Origin of the sequence: Methanococcoides sp. (assembly GCF_030594565.1) — an archaeon.
In the GTDB taxonomy this organism is placed as follows: Archaea; Halobacteriota; Methanosarcinia; order Methanosarcinales; family Methanosarcinaceae; genus Methanococcoides; species Methanococcoides seepicolus.
Map to the genome: position 1 here is coordinate 1 of NZ_JAUVEY010000035.1, position 15,588 is coordinate 15,588.

Here is a 15,588-nt window from a genome sequence, read left to right on the forward strand (position 1 = left end):
ACCTTTCTCCACAGTAATCCCAAAAGGAAGGTTGATGGGATCAGCGAGTTCGCTGATCCCTATGGTGATTTGTTTCTTATCTGGCCTATGATCACGGCTGTAACCATATTTTCCAAGTGGAGCTTTATCTCCATGAAGAACAAGACTAGTCCAATCCATGTTTATATTGGTATGTTCAAAGTCATATCTTTCGAATAAGTTGTCTTGAATGTCTGAAATGATCTCTTCGCGATTTGCACCAATTGTTTCCAAAACTCGATAAAGCGTACGTTCGCTGAAGGTATCAAGATCAAAAAGTTCAAGCACTTCTTCACGAGTTATCCATTCATGTGCTTTTTTAATGCTGAAATTATCTGTGAGCTTATAGCTCACAAGAGCTTTCAGTAGTTTGTTGATGTCAATCCCGTGTTTTTTGTGTTTACCAAAAACAGTGGTAAAATCCAAAACATCATAGAGTTTTTCAACGGTCAGAATAGTTCCAATCGGAAAGGATATATTGTTGTTAGGCACTATTTCGTATGTTCTTAGTTTTGTTTGCATTTTTAGTCGAATCAACATAACTAAGAACACTTATATTAATTTTGACTGTCAAACTTGGGATATTACCTATTCAGAGATATGCATCAACAGTTTTACAAGAATATGTTCTCGAGCTCAAATAAACGTATTCTGTGTATCGAAAACAACAAATGGAAAAATATACTCAAAAATAAATTTAAGAAAAAATAAGATGATATGAAAAGCAAAAATTGCTATTCATATACTTATTTAAGGAAACCCTTTCTCTCAAGCCACTCGACCTGTGGTCTTGTGTATTTCCATATTACTTCTGCTTTTGAATCCTGGAAGTCCCATGGTGTGATGATAACAATATCGCCTTCACGTACCCACATTCGCTTTTTCTTTGAACCAGGGATACGTCCCATTCTTACGATACCGTCCATACACTGGAGGGTAACTCTTTTTCCTCCGAGGAGGGCACTTACGGTTGCAAGTATTTCATTGTTCTCTCTTCGTGGAGTCCTAACTCTTGTGACAGCTGGAGCATCTGTCTTGCTACCACGACCTCCACTAGTTTTTTTCATATTACTTCTATAATTGGCCAGATTAATTCCTCTTTAGTTTAATGAAAGTTCTGAAATTGGTTGATACATTTCACTCAGATAATAGGTGCAATACCTCAAAACATTGAGGTTATCTTCACCGCCTTAAGACCATTTTCGATCTTTAAGGACCCATACAATTCATTATTGAAAATGAGATGATTTTGAATAACAAATCATAATCGTATTCTTTAGTTATAAAATCCATTCAATCTATATAAAGTCAATTGAAGAAGTTAGATAATTCAACCCTTATCTAGTGATATCTTGCTATTTTGTTGACATTAGGGCACTTTTTTAGGCTTAAACCCACCCTTCTTCCTCATATATTCTTATACCTTTGTCCATTACCTGCCTGATATTTTCAAAAACAGCGGTATCGTATCGCCTGCTCTCATCTATTTTTATATGGAGGGGTGGCACATAAGAAGAAAGAATAACCCTAAGTTCATTGAAGATCTTCTGCCTTTCATTTTCCGTAATGAACAATTGGATATTTCCGAAGCGAACCTATTCAATAACTTTCAATCTCAGGACTTTATAAATGTCCCTTTCCTATATTCTTCAAAAGCTATCTCTAACTCTTCCTGTGTGTTCATCACAATAGGGCCATACCATGCAACCGGCTCATTGAGTGGTTTTCCTGAAATAAGCAAGAAGCGAGCACCTTCATCTCTAGAAGTGACTGAGATGCGGTCTCCGTCATTGAACATGATTAGATTCTCGGGACCAATGGAAGATGAATTGTCAAGGTCTGAATATTCAGCATCTTCTACTTCATAAGCATAGGTGTATTCATTTTCATCAAAAGAACCGTTTCCCTTCATCACATATGCAAAGACGGTATATCCCATTTTAGTGGGGTGCGTGAATACTGTATTAGCTGGAATTGTCACATCAAGATATTCAGGATCTGTCACAATGTCCTGTACAGGTCCTTTATTTCCTTCTATTTCCCCGCAAATTACCTTTACGCGAACATTATTCTCTAATACCACTTCCGGGATCTGTTCGTTTTTTACTTCCCGATACCTTGGCTCCATCATCTTATGGGATGCCGGCAGGTTAGCCCATAACTGAAATCCCCACAGGCTGCCATCGGATTCACCTTTTGGCATTTCCTGATGAATTATCCCGCTTCCGGCAGTCATCCACTGTACATCCCCGGCATTAATAATGCCTGAGTTTCCCATGCTGTCACCATGCTCTATTTTTCCTGTGAGCACATAGGTTATAGTTTCTATACCCCTGTGCGGATGCCAGGGAAATCCCATTAAAAATTCATTCGGATCGTTCGAATGGAAGTCATCAAGCAAGAGAAAAGGATCAAGTTGAGGTGCCTGATCAAAGCCAAAAGCTCTTTTCAGGTGTACTCCCGCTCCTTCAATGGTCGGCCTGCTCTTCATTATTTTATTTATTGATCTTGTAGTACTCACATAAATTCCCCATAATATATGCTTGTCTGATACTATATGTTGTTATTGCAGAGCAGATCGATTGTCTGAAACAACAGATCTGAATTGTGTTGATCAAAAATTTAACTGAAATTGAAATGATTCCATTTTAAATTTAGAACTTATCAGATGAAAAGTTTATACGCTTTTAACACCAACATTGAATTGACATAAATTTTGTGATGTTAGGTGATAGTATGCAATTGATCTCTGTAAACCCTGAACTGTGCACCAATTGTGATGTATGCGTAGAACTTTGTCCGATGTCGATAATACTCCCTTCTGAGGAAGGTGGAACTCCTTACAGTCCAGAAGAAGCAGCTGTCTATTGTGCCAAATGTGGACACTGTGAAGTGTTCTGTCCTGAGGGTGCAATTTCCACTTTGTTCGACTCGACCTACTATCAACTTCAGGATGATAGTTTTCCTTCCCTTACATCATCAGAGATCGGTAAATATATGGTGATGCGGCGCTCCGTCAGAAGCTACAAGGATGAAAATGTCGAGAAGTCTACAATTGAAGAAATACTTGATATTGCACGCTATGCTCCTTCCGGGATGAACAACCAGCCGGTGCATTGGACCATTGTCCACGACCCGGGGGAAGTAAAGAAGATCACTTCTCTGACCATTGACTGGATGCGTGAGGTTGTGGCTGATGATATTGAGCATCCTCTCAAGGCATTGATGCCCACTCTGATCTCAGTTTATGAAAATGGCGTCGACCCTATATGCAGGGAAGCACCGCATTTGGCTTTTGCTCACACTGGGGCCGAGAATCCGACTGGTTATACCGATAGTATCATAGCACTTTCATGGTTCGAGCTTGCAGCACAGGCATTCGGTATCGGAACATGCTGGGCTGGTTTCCTTGCTATTGCGGCAACATCCTACAAACCACTCATGGATGAGCTTGACCTTCCGCAAGGCCATGTGGTGCAATACAGTATGATGTTCGGTCATCCTGAGCATAAGGTCAATGGCATTCCGGGAAGGGAGCCTGCGAGGATCAATTGGAAATGAGTGTAAATAATACAAAAAATTTTATAAAAATAAGGTAAATAGTTGGAGAATGGACTCACAGGAGTCCTTTCTCCAAATAATATTCATCCCTTGCAGCAACGAATGCTTTCAAATTATCCAGGGATGTATGCGGTGCCAGTCCACAACCTGGTGCGAGAATATCTACTCCATCCTCTATGCACTGTTTTGCTTCTTCTTTCACCTCTTCGGGCTTCATCCCAAGAAGTGTATGCACAGGTGAAACATTCCCTATCAGGCAGGCTTTGTTCCCGATAACGCTTTTTGCATATTGGACATCTACCTTTTCTTCTATGCTTATACCATCGAAACCAGAGGTCGCAACTTTCTCGAGGATATCGGCAGAATCCCCGCACATGTGGGCTATGGTCTTTCCTTTTATCTCACGGTTAAGCCTTTTGTATTCCGGAAATATCATAGTTTCAAAGAATTCCGGTGGAATCAATTCTGCCCCTGCTTCCGAATCAGGTATACAGACAACATCAGCCCCGCGTTCCAGGAGTGCATTTGAATATTCTATGCAAATATCAGTACTGAAACTTATCAGCTCTTTGATGGTATCGGGGTTCGAAATGAACCACATGAGGTAGTTCCTTACACCAACAAGCGATAAGGTAATAGCAGCCGGCCCGAGGTGACCTGCAATTATTGGTATGTCCTCATCAGCTCTCCTCTTGATGATCTCCGTGGCATCCAGAATGGTCTTGATCCTTTTAGACTCAAGGAAATTCTCAGGCACTGTCAGATCTTTCACATCATCGACGGTCTCAAAAGGAAAATCGTTAATGGAAGGTTGTGTGTCAAAGGTCCCTTCTCTCATCGTACACCCTAATGTCTGGGCGATAGCAGTTCCATCGAATGGATAGCGGATACCTTCCAGACCGGCTACCTCATGTCCTGCAATGGCGAGTGTGGCCATTTTCTCAGAATTAAAATGTGCTTCCGGCCACTGTGTACCCGAGGCTTGCATAAGATCAATGGTCCCTGTCTGTGTAACTGAACAGACGGGTACTTTGTCGACTTCTTTGCCTTCAAGCGATCTGATGAATCTTTCCTTTGGTGTAATATCTGTCAGGTAAAACCCTCCTTTATTCGATCTGAGCTAACATTCCTATGTGAATAGTTCAATATAGGCTGATATATCTGATAATTAGTTCCATACAATTTCGGGATCTGAACTACTTTAAATTTGTGATTCAGAAGTTCATTGTAATGCCAGAATGTTCCATCTACCTTAATGACCCTGCAGAAGTCCCAGAAGATGAATTGCTAAACGAGGCACAGGTCCCTGTAAATAAAATCTGAGGGGAATTCCCCTCATTTTTTGAGAAAAGTCAAGCTTTTAATATCTATATTTTTCAAACCAAGCTCTTCAGGCTTCAACTATTACAGTTCCTTCCATCCATGGATGAATGGTGCAGATATAATCGAAAGTTCCTGCTTCATCAAAGGTCATACTGAATGATTCTCCTTTGGCAAGTGTTCCTGAATCGAAATTATCGTTGTTATCTGTGGCTGTATGTGGTTCTGAATCCAGATTTGTCCATTTAATTGTGTCACCAACGGATATGCGGATCTCTTTAGGAGTAAATTTGAAGTCTTCGATCATCACTTCTACAGTTGTTCCCATGTCCTCTTCTGTATCAACAGCCGTGGTTCCATTGTCTTCTGCTTCGGTAAGCTCGGATACTTCATCTTCTACGATTTCTGGTTCGTCTATAACCTGTTCAGTGTTATTTGCACATCCCGCGACGAGGATTGCCGTAAGTAATACAAGCAATACAATTAGTTTGTTCAAGATATTATTCCCCCATAAATTCCTTAATAAAATTACTATGTGCATTGATAATATGTATTTTGGTTCTAAAAAAGAATAGTTTCAGCATAAGATTTTTCAATTTTTCTTTAACAATGCTTTTATCATTTGGCATCGTTCCACTCCACAAGATGCCTGCTAATAAAGTACTCTCTGTCCTGAAATATGTCTCTCGTATGAAAAAGGAGTTCATGCTATCTGAGCTCAAGGATTATGTTGAAGACGAAATGTCTATACAAGCTATTTATAATGAGGTTTCATCATCTCTGTTCGACCTTAGGCTCAATGCTATTCCGATGGGGAATGATTTCAGAATCATGCGAGCTCCTGGGAAAGAAACCCTTGTGCTCAGTCCTGAAGATAAGGAATTGATGAGTTCATTTTTAAAGTTTGGTACTATTCCTAAGAAGCTCCAAAGGCTAATTGAACAGTACATTGGCGAGAAGACCTCTAAGGACTGGGATGACCCTATAGTCCTGGAGAAAATAAGATGGGCGATACAATCCCAGAAGGCCGGTTACTGGAAAGAGGGCAAGGCAAGGAAGATCAGCTATGAAAAAGGCTACAGTATCCTTGGTTATCTTGCTTATCAGTTCCCTGTATATTTCATTCAGTTCCAGCATATCCTCTACGGTATGGAGCTTGATGGCCTGCTCAAGACAAGAATGAAAATAGTTGACTTCGGTACCGGTCCGGGAACCGTTCCTGCTGCAATAGCAGACCATTACATGCGATTGGGTAATGCAGAAGTCGATATCCACAGTGTGGAGCTCTACGATGAGAACCTCGAAGCATATAAGCACATTGTTCCTGAGTATGCAAAGGACAATCTGAATGTGAAGGTCGAGGAGACCATAAAGGCAAATATTAAGGACCTTACAGCTGACGATCTTCCTGATAAGGTAGATATGATGGTTTTCTCGAACGTGCTCAATGAGATAAGTGAGCTATCCCTCGATGAGAAGGCGGCTCTCCTTAAGGAATTATCTAAAAAGCTCGTTGATGATGGGAACATTGTTCTGATCGAACCTGCTGACAAAGCGAATTCTACAGAACTAAGAAGGCTGATGTTCGCTCTTAAAGGTTCAGGGCTTAATGTTTACAGCCCTTGCTCGTTCATTTGGTGTGCCGGATGCAAACCGGATGAATGCTGGAGCTTTGAGCAGAAAAATGACATCAATCCGCCAGTTCTGATGAAGAAGCTTGCAGATTGTGAAGAACCGTTCCGTTATTTGAACACTGATATCAAATATTCCTATGTGATCCTCAGAAAGGATAGGCAGACACGTATCAAGTTCAAGGTACCCCTAAAAGCGAAATTCGCAAGACTTGCAACCATCGATAAATTTGCAGACAAACGCATCAATATCGTTTGCTCCGTGATGTCAGGTGATCTTGGCGACAATAAGTATAGTGTTTACAAAGTCTGTGACGGCACTTCAAGAAAGCAGGTATATGTAATTTTACCATTCCATAATATGAACGTGGAAAACAACGCTATCAAAGAAGCGGATTATGGTGGCATCATAAAGATATATGACGTCCTCGTCAAGTACAATGAGGAAAAGGACTCGTATAATTTGATTCTTGGTAAGATGAGTGCTGTTGAAAAAGTTGAATGAAATTTGAGCTGAATCATTCACTTTTTCTTTTATTATAGAAGTGTAAAATACTACATATTAACCCGGGGATGAACGTATTGGGATGTTCATCTCTAAATATTGTTTAACCTATAGTTCAAATAATGTATATCACATATCTCATATTTTTAATATGAAATCTATTTAAGAAACTGACCCCCTAATATTCTATGGGGTTGGTTAGAATAGTTACATCTTCTTATATTGATGATGTCAAAATTAGTGATGAAACAGTTGCTAAATGGCAAAGAATTGTGGATCTGATGGCTCAGACCTTACAAGTTCCTGCTGGTCTTATCATGAAGGCGGAGCCTCACCATCTCGAAGTGTTTGTATCGAGCAAAACAAAAGGCAATCCATACAAAGCGGGAGAACTAGTTGATCCTGGGTGGGACCATGATCCTGATATTGAGCTAGGGCTGAAATTTTATTTTGGTTTTCCGATCAAATGGCCAAACGGTGAAAGATTTGGTACAATTTGTGTCCTGGATAATAACGATAAGTCTTTGTCCAGTTCTTCTCGCGAATTAATGTTTGAGTTTAAGGAAATTATTGAAACTGATCTTTTAGTTACTTCACAGGCATATGAGAATGAACGAATTGAAAAGGCACTCATTGAAGCAAAAATAGAGTCCGAAAATGTCAGTCAAGCAAAAAGTGATTTCCTTGCGAGCATGAGCTATGAGTTACGCACACCCCTTAATTCGATCATAGGTTTCTCTGATGTACTGCTAACTGAACAGTTCGGGCTGCTTAATGAAAAGCAATTAAGATATCTAAGCAATGTTTCCACAAGTGGAAAAGAGTTGCTGGAAGTTATTAATGGCTTATTGGACCTTTTAAAAATAGAAAGTGGCAAAATGCACCTTCAGATGGAAGATGTTGATGTGTCAGAAGCGATTCAGGATGCAAAAGTTCTGCTAGATCCTCTTGCGTCGGAAAAGGGTATTATTTTGGAATGCAATGTAGAATCTGATGTTGGAAGCATAAAAGCTGATCGAGTCAAGTTCAAAGAGATCTTGTATGATCTTATGAATGATGCTATTAAATTTGCATCTGATAATGGAACGGTAAGATGTTATGCTAATGTTCATGAAAGTAAATTATATGTCAATGTCCAATATACAGGGGTCGAAATATCAAAAGATGAACTTGACAACGTTTTTCAGCCTTTCACACAGGTTAGAAATTTCCACCTGCAAAAATATCAGGGAACCGGATTGAGGTTGCCAATTGTTAAGAAGATCGTTGAATTGCATGGAGGCAATATCGGGGTTGAATCTGAACCTGATAAGGGAAGCACTTTTACTTTTACTATTCCTTATACATAAAAAACATGATCTAGCGCTCATATAGTCCAATTCAATATTACTTTTTTAATTATCTTTTTTATTATTTATGCTAACTGGATATATTCCCTGCCGGGTAATTGCTGTTATTTTGTATCTGTATCAAAAGTAGCTCAACAAAACTTAAATAACATTGAATTATATCAAGTTGTGTTGATTTAGTTACTCTAGGTCGAACAGTTAACACGAATGGAGGTTATTGAATTTCAAACAATGATATCATGGATGAGATTAGAACAGAACTTCTCTCTTCAAAAGGAATTGGTTCAGTTTTGTTCCTTGACGAAACTGACCGAAAGAAGATAATCGAATTTGAAAGAGAGGATGAACTAAATGGATCAATTGTGTGCGGTAAAAAGAACAACGCTGGAATACGTCAGGTTCTTGACTGTGATGTGATGATGGGTTTTTTAACCAATAATGAGTTTCAGTGGCCTACAAATCATATCAAAGTGATGCACGGTGACAAGCTCATCGGTGAAGATGTGTGCGATCCTCTGGATCTTCAGGAGTATCGTGACGATCATGAATATTGTGTTTTGGGTAATATCGTAATACTTTATGAGGAGTTCTTAAAGGGCAATTCCTCAAATGATCCGATATATATGGTCATCAATGCACACCCTTTCCCTTCCATTGAAGTGGTTTCCGGGATTTCCGGGGCACGGATTGCTTCACCTTCAAGAGCATCGGATGAATATATGCGATCTCTTTCTCAAGAGGACAAAATGGTGCAGGTTGGTTCTTTCCTTCTGGGGTTCAACCTAAAGCCCTTGGAATATGCCAGCAGTCTAGTAGCCGCTCCTCTAAAAAGCAGTGTCTATTGATCAAAAAGTGAAGGAAATAATCGGAAATTGGGGATGCTTTCCCACCTCCTTTAACATTCTCAATTTTTCGATTTCCTTTGCTGACCATTCAATTGATCATAAAAATAATATTTTATTAATTCGGGTAAAATCGTTACTAAAAATGTGGAGGTTAGCAATGGTATTGTTGACATTGAATTTTTCGATGAACCACATGTGCGGTTTGGTATCATAAAAGATAATCTATATCAGGCTCTGTAGAAAACCTACTTTTTTGTATCAGTATCAAAAGTATTTCAATAATACTTAAGTAACATTGAATTATAACAATATACATTGATTAATTGATCTTGATAGATCAGTTAACATTAGTGGGGGGTTATTAAATTATAAACGAAGATATTATGGATGGGGCCCGAACAGAACTTCTATCTTCAAAAGGGATCAGTTCAGTTCTGTTCCTTGACGAAAATGACCGGAAGAATATACTCAAGCTTGAAAAAGAGGATGAACAAAAAGGAATAGTTCTGTGTGGTAAAAAGAGCAACGTTGGGATTCGTCAAGTTCTTGGATGTGATTTGATGCTATGTTTTTTGACCAACAGTGAGTTTCAGTGGCCTAAAAATAATGTTAAATTGATGCACGGTGGCAAACTCATCGGTAAAGATGTGCTCGATCCTGTGGAACTTCAGGGTTACCTGGACGATCCCAAATATCGTGTCTTAGGTAATATTGTAATACTCAACAAAGAGTTCCTGAATATAAGGTCCTCGACCGATCCGATAGATATGGTCATCAATGCACATCCTTTCCCCTCCATTGAAGCGGTTTATGGCATTTCGGGGGCAATTATTGCTTCTCCTTCAGTAGCGTCGGATAAATACATACGATCTCTTTCTCAGGATGGTAATTCGGCCTACATTGGTTCTTTCCTTCTGGGGTTCAACCTGAAGTCCCTGGAATACACCAGTAGTCTTGCAGTTACTTCTCTAAAAAGCAGTGTCCATTGATCGTAAAGTGGGGGATAAGGACAGTAAAGTGTTTTTCCCTTCCTTCCTCTTTTGATATACCAAATATTTTTCTTTCCTTTGCTGACCATTCAACTGGTCGTAAAGATAATTTTTATCAATTTGACTAAGACCGTTATTGTTATTTATTTGACGGGCTATGGTCGTTTATGTCTTTAAAAGTGCCTGAAGGACTTGAAACCGAGAGAACGCTCATCCGTCCTTTCAAAGGGGATGATCTTGATGGCTTCTACACTTTCATGTCTGATGGGGAAGCTACTAAATATCTTCTTTTCACTGCTGATCAAAAGACCTTCGAAGGTACTAAAGAGTTGCTTGATAAGACTATTGCAAATTACGATAATGAAGAACAGATATATGCTCTGGCAGTTGAGCGTAAAGCCAATGGAAATTTCATTGGTTCTATCGGCTTTGGTCCGGATTGGAAAGGTTCAGGATATCAGATGTTCTGGATGATCCTTCCTGAGTACTGGAAAAAGGGATATGGTATTGAAGTTACCAAAAAGCTCCTTGAATATGCTTTTTCTATACTGGGGTTAGAATTGATGACTGCTTATTCTCATCCTGACAATATAGCATCTGAAAAGCTTGCACTAAAACTGGGGATGGTGGACAATGGTATTGTTGACATTGAATTTTTCGATGAACCTCATGTGCAGTTCGTTATCAGAAAAGATGATCTAAATCAATTGCTTTAAATATATCCAATTCAATGCTCTTTCATGGAATGGATATATCTTTTAATAGCAGGGATCTTTGAGACTGGTTGGGCGATCAGCATGAAATACAGTGAAGGATTTACGAAGATCTACCCTACTCTCTTTACTCTGGTCTTTCTTGTGATCAATGTCCCTTCTGGAAAAAGCACTTCGTGTTATCCCTGTGGGTACCGGATATGCTGTTTGGACCGGAATCGGTATCCTCGGTACGACTTTGCTGGGCATCTTCCTTTTCAATGAATCCATGGACATTGTCAGGCTGGTCTGCATATCATTGATAGCCATTGGGATAATGGGACTTAAGGTTCTGGCACCTCAGTGAAATTGTTCCTGTCAGCTAATAAGTTACTGCAAATGCTCTGTTCTTATATTTTCAGGCACATTCAACTTCTCGTAAGAATATATGTCTGAAAGCTTCTATTATCTCTGCTTTCCCAATATTTTTAAATTTATCGAAATATCCTGTAATGCCAGAACATAGCCACTGGATGACAATTTCATTTTGTATTATTTACTTAAGCCCATAAAGCTTTTTAATCAATAATGGACAAATTATAACTTGAGGAGTTCGAGTGGAACTATAACAAAATCAATGAATTGACAATATACAACATTTTAAATAAAAGCGGGGGTTCATACTTTGATCAATATGTTTTCGTCAGGTCCAACTACTGAAATGAACTATAAGTTCGTTGATCTTGTTGACATTCCCAAGCTACAGGATCTCATGGATAGTTTTTATGCTGTAACTGGGGTCACAAATGCACTTCTTGATGCGGATGGTGAAATACTCGTTGCTGCTGGTTGGCAAGATATTTGTGTAAAATTCCATCGTTCTAATCCTATTACTGAGAAGCGGTGTAAGGAAAGCGATACACAGTTCGTTAAGTTCTTTGATGCTAGTTCTGCATTGAATAACCGTTATTTCGAATATACCTGTGGCAATGGATTGGTAGATGTCGGGATTCCTGTATATGTCGAAGGCAATCATCTTGCTAATTTCTATATTGGTCAGTTCGTCTATGAGAAACCTGATGTCGAATTTTTCAAAGTACAGGCAAATGAGGTTGGATTTGCTGAGAAGGAATACCTCGAAGCTCTTGATAAAGTTCCTATTTTTACTAGGGGACAGATTGATCAGTTAATGGATTATTTTATCAAGGTAGTTTCCTTTCTTACAGATATTGGTTTACAAAAACTGAAACTTACAAGGGCTGAAGAAGCCCTTCTACTTGATGAAAAACGACTTGAAGCTCTATTAAAGCTTAACCAGATGTACGATGCCACTTTTGAAGATATAATCGATTTTGTACGTGAAGAAAGTATTAACCTTACTAAAAGTAAGATCGGTTATCTGGCACTTTTAAATGATGATGGAACATTGCTTTCTATGCACTCTCAAAAGCAGGCTGACGTGGGGGAATGTATTGCCAAAGATGATGTTCCGGACTATCCTCTTGAGTACGCTGGTTTCTGGGTTGAGGCCGTTAGGTATGGAAGGCCGATCATTACCAATGATCATGAAGCACTTGATCCTCTCAAAAAAGAATCTCCTGGGGAACACTTAAAGATCCTGCGCAATATGGATATTCCTGTGTTCGATGGTGACAAGATAGTGGCTGTTATGGGTGTAGGTAATAAGGAAACGCCATATGTTGAATCAGATGTTCGTCAACTAACCCTGTTAATGGATGGCATGTGGAGGATGGTAAAGCGCAGAAAAGCAGAAGGTGATCTCTACAAAAGTGAGAGGAGAAATCGATCGATCCTAAATTCTATTCCTGATCTCATTTTCAAGTTCAGTGGGGATGGGACGTTTATGGATTACAATGCACCTTCTGAGGAATCTCTTATGATTCCCGCAATGGAGTTCATCGGAAAGAATATTTCTGATATTTTTCCAAAACACATTTCAACTCCTTCAATCGTGAACATTAAAAAAGCGTTGAAGGATGGTAATATTGAGATACTTAATTATCAAATGGACCTGGATGAAGGTGTTCGTTATTATGAATCTCGTTTTGTTGCCACCGGGGAAGACGAGGTGTTGGCGATCATTCGGGATATTACTGATCGAAAGGAATCTGAAAAAATACTTCGTGAAAAAGCAGAGGCTGAATCTGCAAATCTTTCCAAGAGCAAGTTCCTTGCGAATATGAGTCATGAGTTAAGAACTCCGCTAAATGCTGTTATAGGGTTTTCGGAAATGCTTGCGAGTAAGAATTTTGGCGAGCTTAATGAAAAGCAAGAACGCTATGTAAATAATATTTCTTCAAGCGGTAGTCATCTTCTTGAGATTATAAATGATATTCTGGATCTTTCAAAGATAGAAGCAGGAAAGATGGAACTTTTTATCGAAGAATTCAATTCTCTGGATGCAATTGATGAAGTCTGCTATTCTTTGATGCCCCTTATCCTTAAAAAGGACCTTAAACTTAACTTTTCTGTTGATGAGGATGTGGGGTGGATATTTGCTGATATTACAAAGTTCAAGCAGATACTTTATAATCTACTCAGCAATGCTGTTAAATTCACTTCAGAAGGCGGTTCTATAACAATTAGTGGTTCAATTATTGGGAAGGAGGGTCATTTCAGTGTAGAAGATAGTGGCAAAGGTATTGCAGCTGATTCCCTTTCTTCTATCTTCGACCCTTTCTCACAAGTTGAGAAATTCGAAACAAAAGTGGAAAAAGGAACAGGACTCGGTCTTGCTCTTGTCAAACGTTTTGTTATGCTTCATGGGGGGAGAGTCTGGGTTGAATCTGAGCTTGGTAAGGGGAGCAAGTTTTCGTTCAGCTTGCCGATAGACCCCGTTCATATTGGGGAATCGTCCATGCCTTATTTGAAGTGATCTTGCCACCATAATCAAATTTACTTGAGTTATAGGTAAATCTAATTTTTAAAAACTGTTATATAGCATCAAAGCAGTCTTTTTATTGTAACCAATACTCCTTAAATAAGAGGTAAAACATATGGCTTGCTGGGAATATGATATTAAAATGATTCGAATGGACAAGATCGACACTACCAAGGAAGATCTAAATTCACTTGGGATTGATGGCTGGGAGTTAATCAAGTTTGATGGTCAACTCGATAGTTCCGGTAAAACTACCGGATATTTCAAACGTTTATTGGATGGAGCTAATATCTAAAGCTTTTACCACATACTCCATCTGTTTTTGCAACTTCTTCGTTGTCCTTGCAAATGCAATATTTGCAAAGGGCAATGTCAACTTCCTTTTGCTTGTTTTTGATAGGGCAGTAATATTCACCGTTCAGTTCCATTATTGTCATTCCTCCCGGTAAGATCATACCTACGGGGTGTAACGGTTTTTTTGTGATGAATATGAGGTATGGTGTTACTACATTCATAAATCTCTGAAAGTAAGTTTCGAGAGGATCCTCACTAACTTGCTGCTCGTAATTTTTGATAAGTTCTTTGTATGTTTCAGCATCTATCTCTTCTATCGCAGGATTCGATCTTAAGCCCTTTATTTCCATAAAAGTCTCATAGTAATAACTAAATAATTCCGTTGAATAAGCCTTTTTATATTTCTCTGGTAGGAACTTAACGTAATTGAGCATGAATGAACGTGCTTTCATAATGTCATTGTTAGATATTCTTCTTGCATCCTTTTCCAGGGATGCAAGAAGTTCTTGAGTGTCCATGGGCATCCTTTTCGATATATTCATTAATGTATTTTCCCTGTTCGAAGAGTTTCACCTCTTCATCAGTTTCTCTTCTTACTGGCTGCCAATGCAAATAATATGGCAACTGCTGGTGCCACAATTCCAAGAGGTGTGCTTTTTCCTTCTTCCGGAAGCTCAGGTTCGAAGCCTTCCGGAAGATATATCGTAGTTTCCGGATGGAATGCATACCATGCAAACCAGAAATCCCTTTCTTTTACAATTTCGTCACCAGTAGCCAGGTCAGTTATCCTGACAATTCCTGCTTCATCTCTTTCAACAAGGATCTCAATTCCATTGACGGTGTCTTTTATAGTGCCGGAATTGATAAGATCCTCTTCACGATATGCCTGGTAAGTTCCATTCACTTCGATGCCGAAAATGACAGTTTTAGGGTGGATCGTGTCATCACTGTTCTCCACGGGGAATAGCACAAAACTGTTCTCATAGTAATTACCATATGGGTCAGTGCCATATGGTCTGTCGAACCCTGTATCCTTTGAGATAACTTCTGAATCCGGATGTATCACTTTCCAGTCCCTCCAGACAACTGTTTCTATGGAAATTGCTTTCAATTCCATTCCTGTAAGCTCACCGACGATCGCTTGCCCGCCAATTTGTGTCCAGTATGAATTCGTTTTTCTATCATACATCACAAGGTTTGAATTATATAGCTTTCCTGAGGTGCCAAATTCAACTTCTTCTCCGTTGATCGTTCTTTCATAGGCGATTCCTGATCCACACAGTGGGCAGTATGTTATGAGGATCGGCTCACCATTTATGTGGTCATTTACAATCTCATGCCAGACCATCACTTGTAGGGGGTACACTCTTTTAGTGTCGTTGTAGATGAGTGCCAGTACCAGCTCATTGTCCTGTATCCATCTATCAGCTTCATCAACAGTTACATACCCCGGTTCATCAATTGAGGGGATCCCATCCATGG

Annotated in this window: 15 protein-coding genes and 2 pseudogenes; 9 read left to right on the forward strand and 8 right to left on the reverse strand. The window is 39.3% G+C overall.

The genetic code is table 11. The annotated features are described in order from the left end of the window. The 4 genes and pseudogenes from QAS77_RS04595 to QAS77_RS04610 all read right to left on the reverse strand — a co-directional run. Positions 1-540: pseudogene (locus tag QAS77_RS04595) on the reverse strand (IS1634 family transposase); the annotation flags it as partial. A 224-nt stretch (positions 541-764) separates the two neighbouring features. Further along, positions 765-1,085: a translation initiation factor eIF-1A gene (gene eif1A / locus QAS77_RS04600; RefSeq protein WP_250868912.1), complete on the reverse strand. Its 321-nt coding sequence runs from the start codon at positions 1,083-1,085 to the stop codon at positions 765-767. A 321-nt stretch (positions 1,086-1,406) separates the two neighbouring features. Continuing rightward, entirely contained in the window at positions 1,407-1,592 is a 186-nt protein-coding gene (locus QAS77_RS04605) for a hypothetical protein (protein ID WP_305064289.1), read from the reverse strand. Between the two features lie 41 nt (positions 1,593-1,633). After that, positions 1,634-2,539: a pirin family protein gene (locus QAS77_RS04610; protein ID WP_305064290.1), complete on the reverse strand. Its 906-nt coding sequence runs from the start codon at positions 2,537-2,539 to the stop codon at positions 1,634-1,636. Between the two features lie 215 nt (positions 2,540-2,754). Between QAS77_RS04610 and QAS77_RS04615 the strand changes: the two genes are divergently transcribed. Continuing rightward, on the forward strand, positions 2,755-3,579 hold the full coding sequence (locus QAS77_RS04615; protein ID WP_305064291.1) for a nitroreductase family protein: 825 nt from the start codon (positions 2,755-2,757) through the stop codon (positions 3,577-3,579). Positions 3,580-3,634: 55 nt separating this feature from the next. On the opposite strand, the gene mtaA is transcribed toward QAS77_RS04615, so the two are convergent. Further along, on the reverse strand, positions 3,635-4,672 hold the full coding sequence (gene mtaA / locus QAS77_RS04620; protein ID WP_305064298.1) for a methylcobamide:CoM methyltransferase MtaA: 1,038 nt from the start codon (positions 4,670-4,672) through the stop codon (positions 3,635-3,637). 297 nt (positions 4,673-4,969) lie between these two features. Then, positions 4,970-5,395, reverse strand: a complete 426-nt coding sequence (locus QAS77_RS04625) for a cupredoxin domain-containing protein (protein WP_305064292.1) — start codon at positions 5,393-5,395, stop codon at positions 4,970-4,972. A 149-nt stretch (positions 5,396-5,544) separates the two neighbouring features. On the opposite strand from QAS77_RS04625, the gene QAS77_RS04630 reads away from it, so the two are divergent. The 8 genes and pseudogenes from QAS77_RS04630 (at position 5,545) to QAS77_RS04665 (ending at position 14,107) form a co-directional block, all read left to right on the forward strand. Further along, the gene (locus tag QAS77_RS04630; RefSeq protein ID WP_305064293.1) at positions 5,545-7,035 is read left to right on the forward strand and encodes a small ribosomal subunit Rsm22 family protein; all 1,491 of its coding nucleotides are present in this window, start codon (positions 5,545-5,547) and stop codon (positions 7,033-7,035) included. Between the two features lie 281 nt (positions 7,036-7,316). Continuing rightward, positions 7,317-8,384, forward strand: a complete 1,068-nt coding sequence (locus QAS77_RS04635; RefSeq protein WP_305064299.1) for a sensor histidine kinase — start codon at positions 7,317-7,319, stop codon at positions 8,382-8,384. 239 nt (positions 8,385-8,623) lie between these two features. Then, positions 8,624-9,229, forward strand: coding sequence for a hypothetical protein (locus tag QAS77_RS04640; protein WP_305064294.1), 606 nt, complete (start codon positions 8,624-8,626; stop codon positions 9,227-9,229). A gap of 383 nt (positions 9,230-9,612) precedes the next feature. Further along, positions 9,613-10,218, forward strand: a complete 606-nt coding sequence (locus QAS77_RS04645) for a hypothetical protein (RefSeq protein WP_250868593.1) — start codon at positions 9,613-9,615, stop codon at positions 10,216-10,218. A 167-nt stretch (positions 10,219-10,385) separates the two neighbouring features. Continuing rightward, complete coding sequence (locus tag QAS77_RS04650) at positions 10,386-10,934, forward strand: GNAT family N-acetyltransferase (RefSeq protein WP_305064295.1); 549 nt, start codon at positions 10,386-10,388, stop codon at positions 10,932-10,934. An 81-nt stretch (positions 10,935-11,015) separates the two neighbouring features. Beyond that, positions 11,016-11,277, forward strand: a pseudogene (locus tag QAS77_RS04655) (DMT family transporter). A gap of 327 nt (positions 11,278-11,604) precedes the next feature. Then, on the forward strand, positions 11,605-13,806 hold the full coding sequence (locus QAS77_RS04660) for a PocR ligand-binding domain-containing protein (protein ID WP_305064300.1): 2,202 nt from the start codon (positions 11,605-11,607) through the stop codon (positions 13,804-13,806). A 148-nt stretch (positions 13,807-13,954) separates the two neighbouring features. Next, the gene (locus tag QAS77_RS04665; RefSeq protein ID WP_250868596.1) at positions 13,955-14,107 is read left to right on the forward strand and encodes a hypothetical protein; all 153 of its coding nucleotides are present in this window, start codon (positions 13,955-13,957) and stop codon (positions 14,105-14,107) included. Here the strand turns inward: QAS77_RS04665 and QAS77_RS04670 are convergent. After that, positions 14,097-14,624: a DUF2115 domain-containing protein gene (locus QAS77_RS04670; RefSeq protein ID WP_305064296.1), complete on the reverse strand. Its 528-nt coding sequence runs from the start codon at positions 14,622-14,624 to the stop codon at positions 14,097-14,099. The genes QAS77_RS04665 and QAS77_RS04670 overlap by 11 nt on opposite strands. Before the next feature lie 62 nt (positions 14,625-14,686). Further along, a partial coding sequence (locus QAS77_RS04675) for a DUF3179 domain-containing protein (RefSeq protein ID WP_305064297.1) occupies positions 14,687-15,588 on the reverse strand: 902 nt, incomplete at its 5' end.

What these genes read in the sequence shown, in the direction of transcription:
- eif1A (WP_250868912.1), bottom strand. Translation starts at nt 1,085, where the DNA reads ATGAAAAAAACTAGTGGAGGTCGTGGTAGCAAGACAGATGCTCCAGCT.
- QAS77_RS04615 (WP_305064291.1), top strand. Translation starts at nt 2,755, where the DNA reads ATGCAATTGATCTCTGTAAACCCTGAACTGTGCACCAATTGTGATGTA.
- QAS77_RS04630 (WP_305064293.1), top strand. Translation starts at nt 5,545, where the DNA reads ATGCCTGCTAATAAAGTACTCTCTGTCCTGAAATATGTCTCTCGTATG.
- QAS77_RS04635 (WP_305064299.1), top strand. Translation starts at nt 7,317, where the DNA reads ATGGCTCAGACCTTACAAGTTCCTGCTGGTCTTATCATGAAGGCGGAG.
- QAS77_RS04640 (WP_305064294.1), top strand. Translation starts at nt 8,624, where the DNA reads ATGGATGAGATTAGAACAGAACTTCTCTCTTCAAAAGGAATTGGTTCA.
- QAS77_RS04645 (WP_250868593.1), top strand. Translation starts at nt 9,613, where the DNA reads ATGGATGGGGCCCGAACAGAACTTCTATCTTCAAAAGGGATCAGTTCA.
- QAS77_RS04650 (WP_305064295.1), top strand. Translation starts at nt 10,386, where the DNA reads ATGTCTTTAAAAGTGCCTGAAGGACTTGAAACCGAGAGAACGCTCATC.
- QAS77_RS04660 (WP_305064300.1), top strand. Translation starts at nt 11,605, where the DNA reads ATGTTTTCGTCAGGTCCAACTACTGAAATGAACTATAAGTTCGTTGAT.
- QAS77_RS04665 (WP_250868596.1), top strand. Translation starts at nt 13,955, where the DNA reads ATGATTCGAATGGACAAGATCGACACTACCAAGGAAGATCTAAATTCA.
- QAS77_RS04670 (WP_305064296.1), bottom strand. Translation starts at nt 14,624, where the DNA reads ATGGACACTCAAGAACTTCTTGCATCCCTGGAAAAGGATGCAAGAAGA.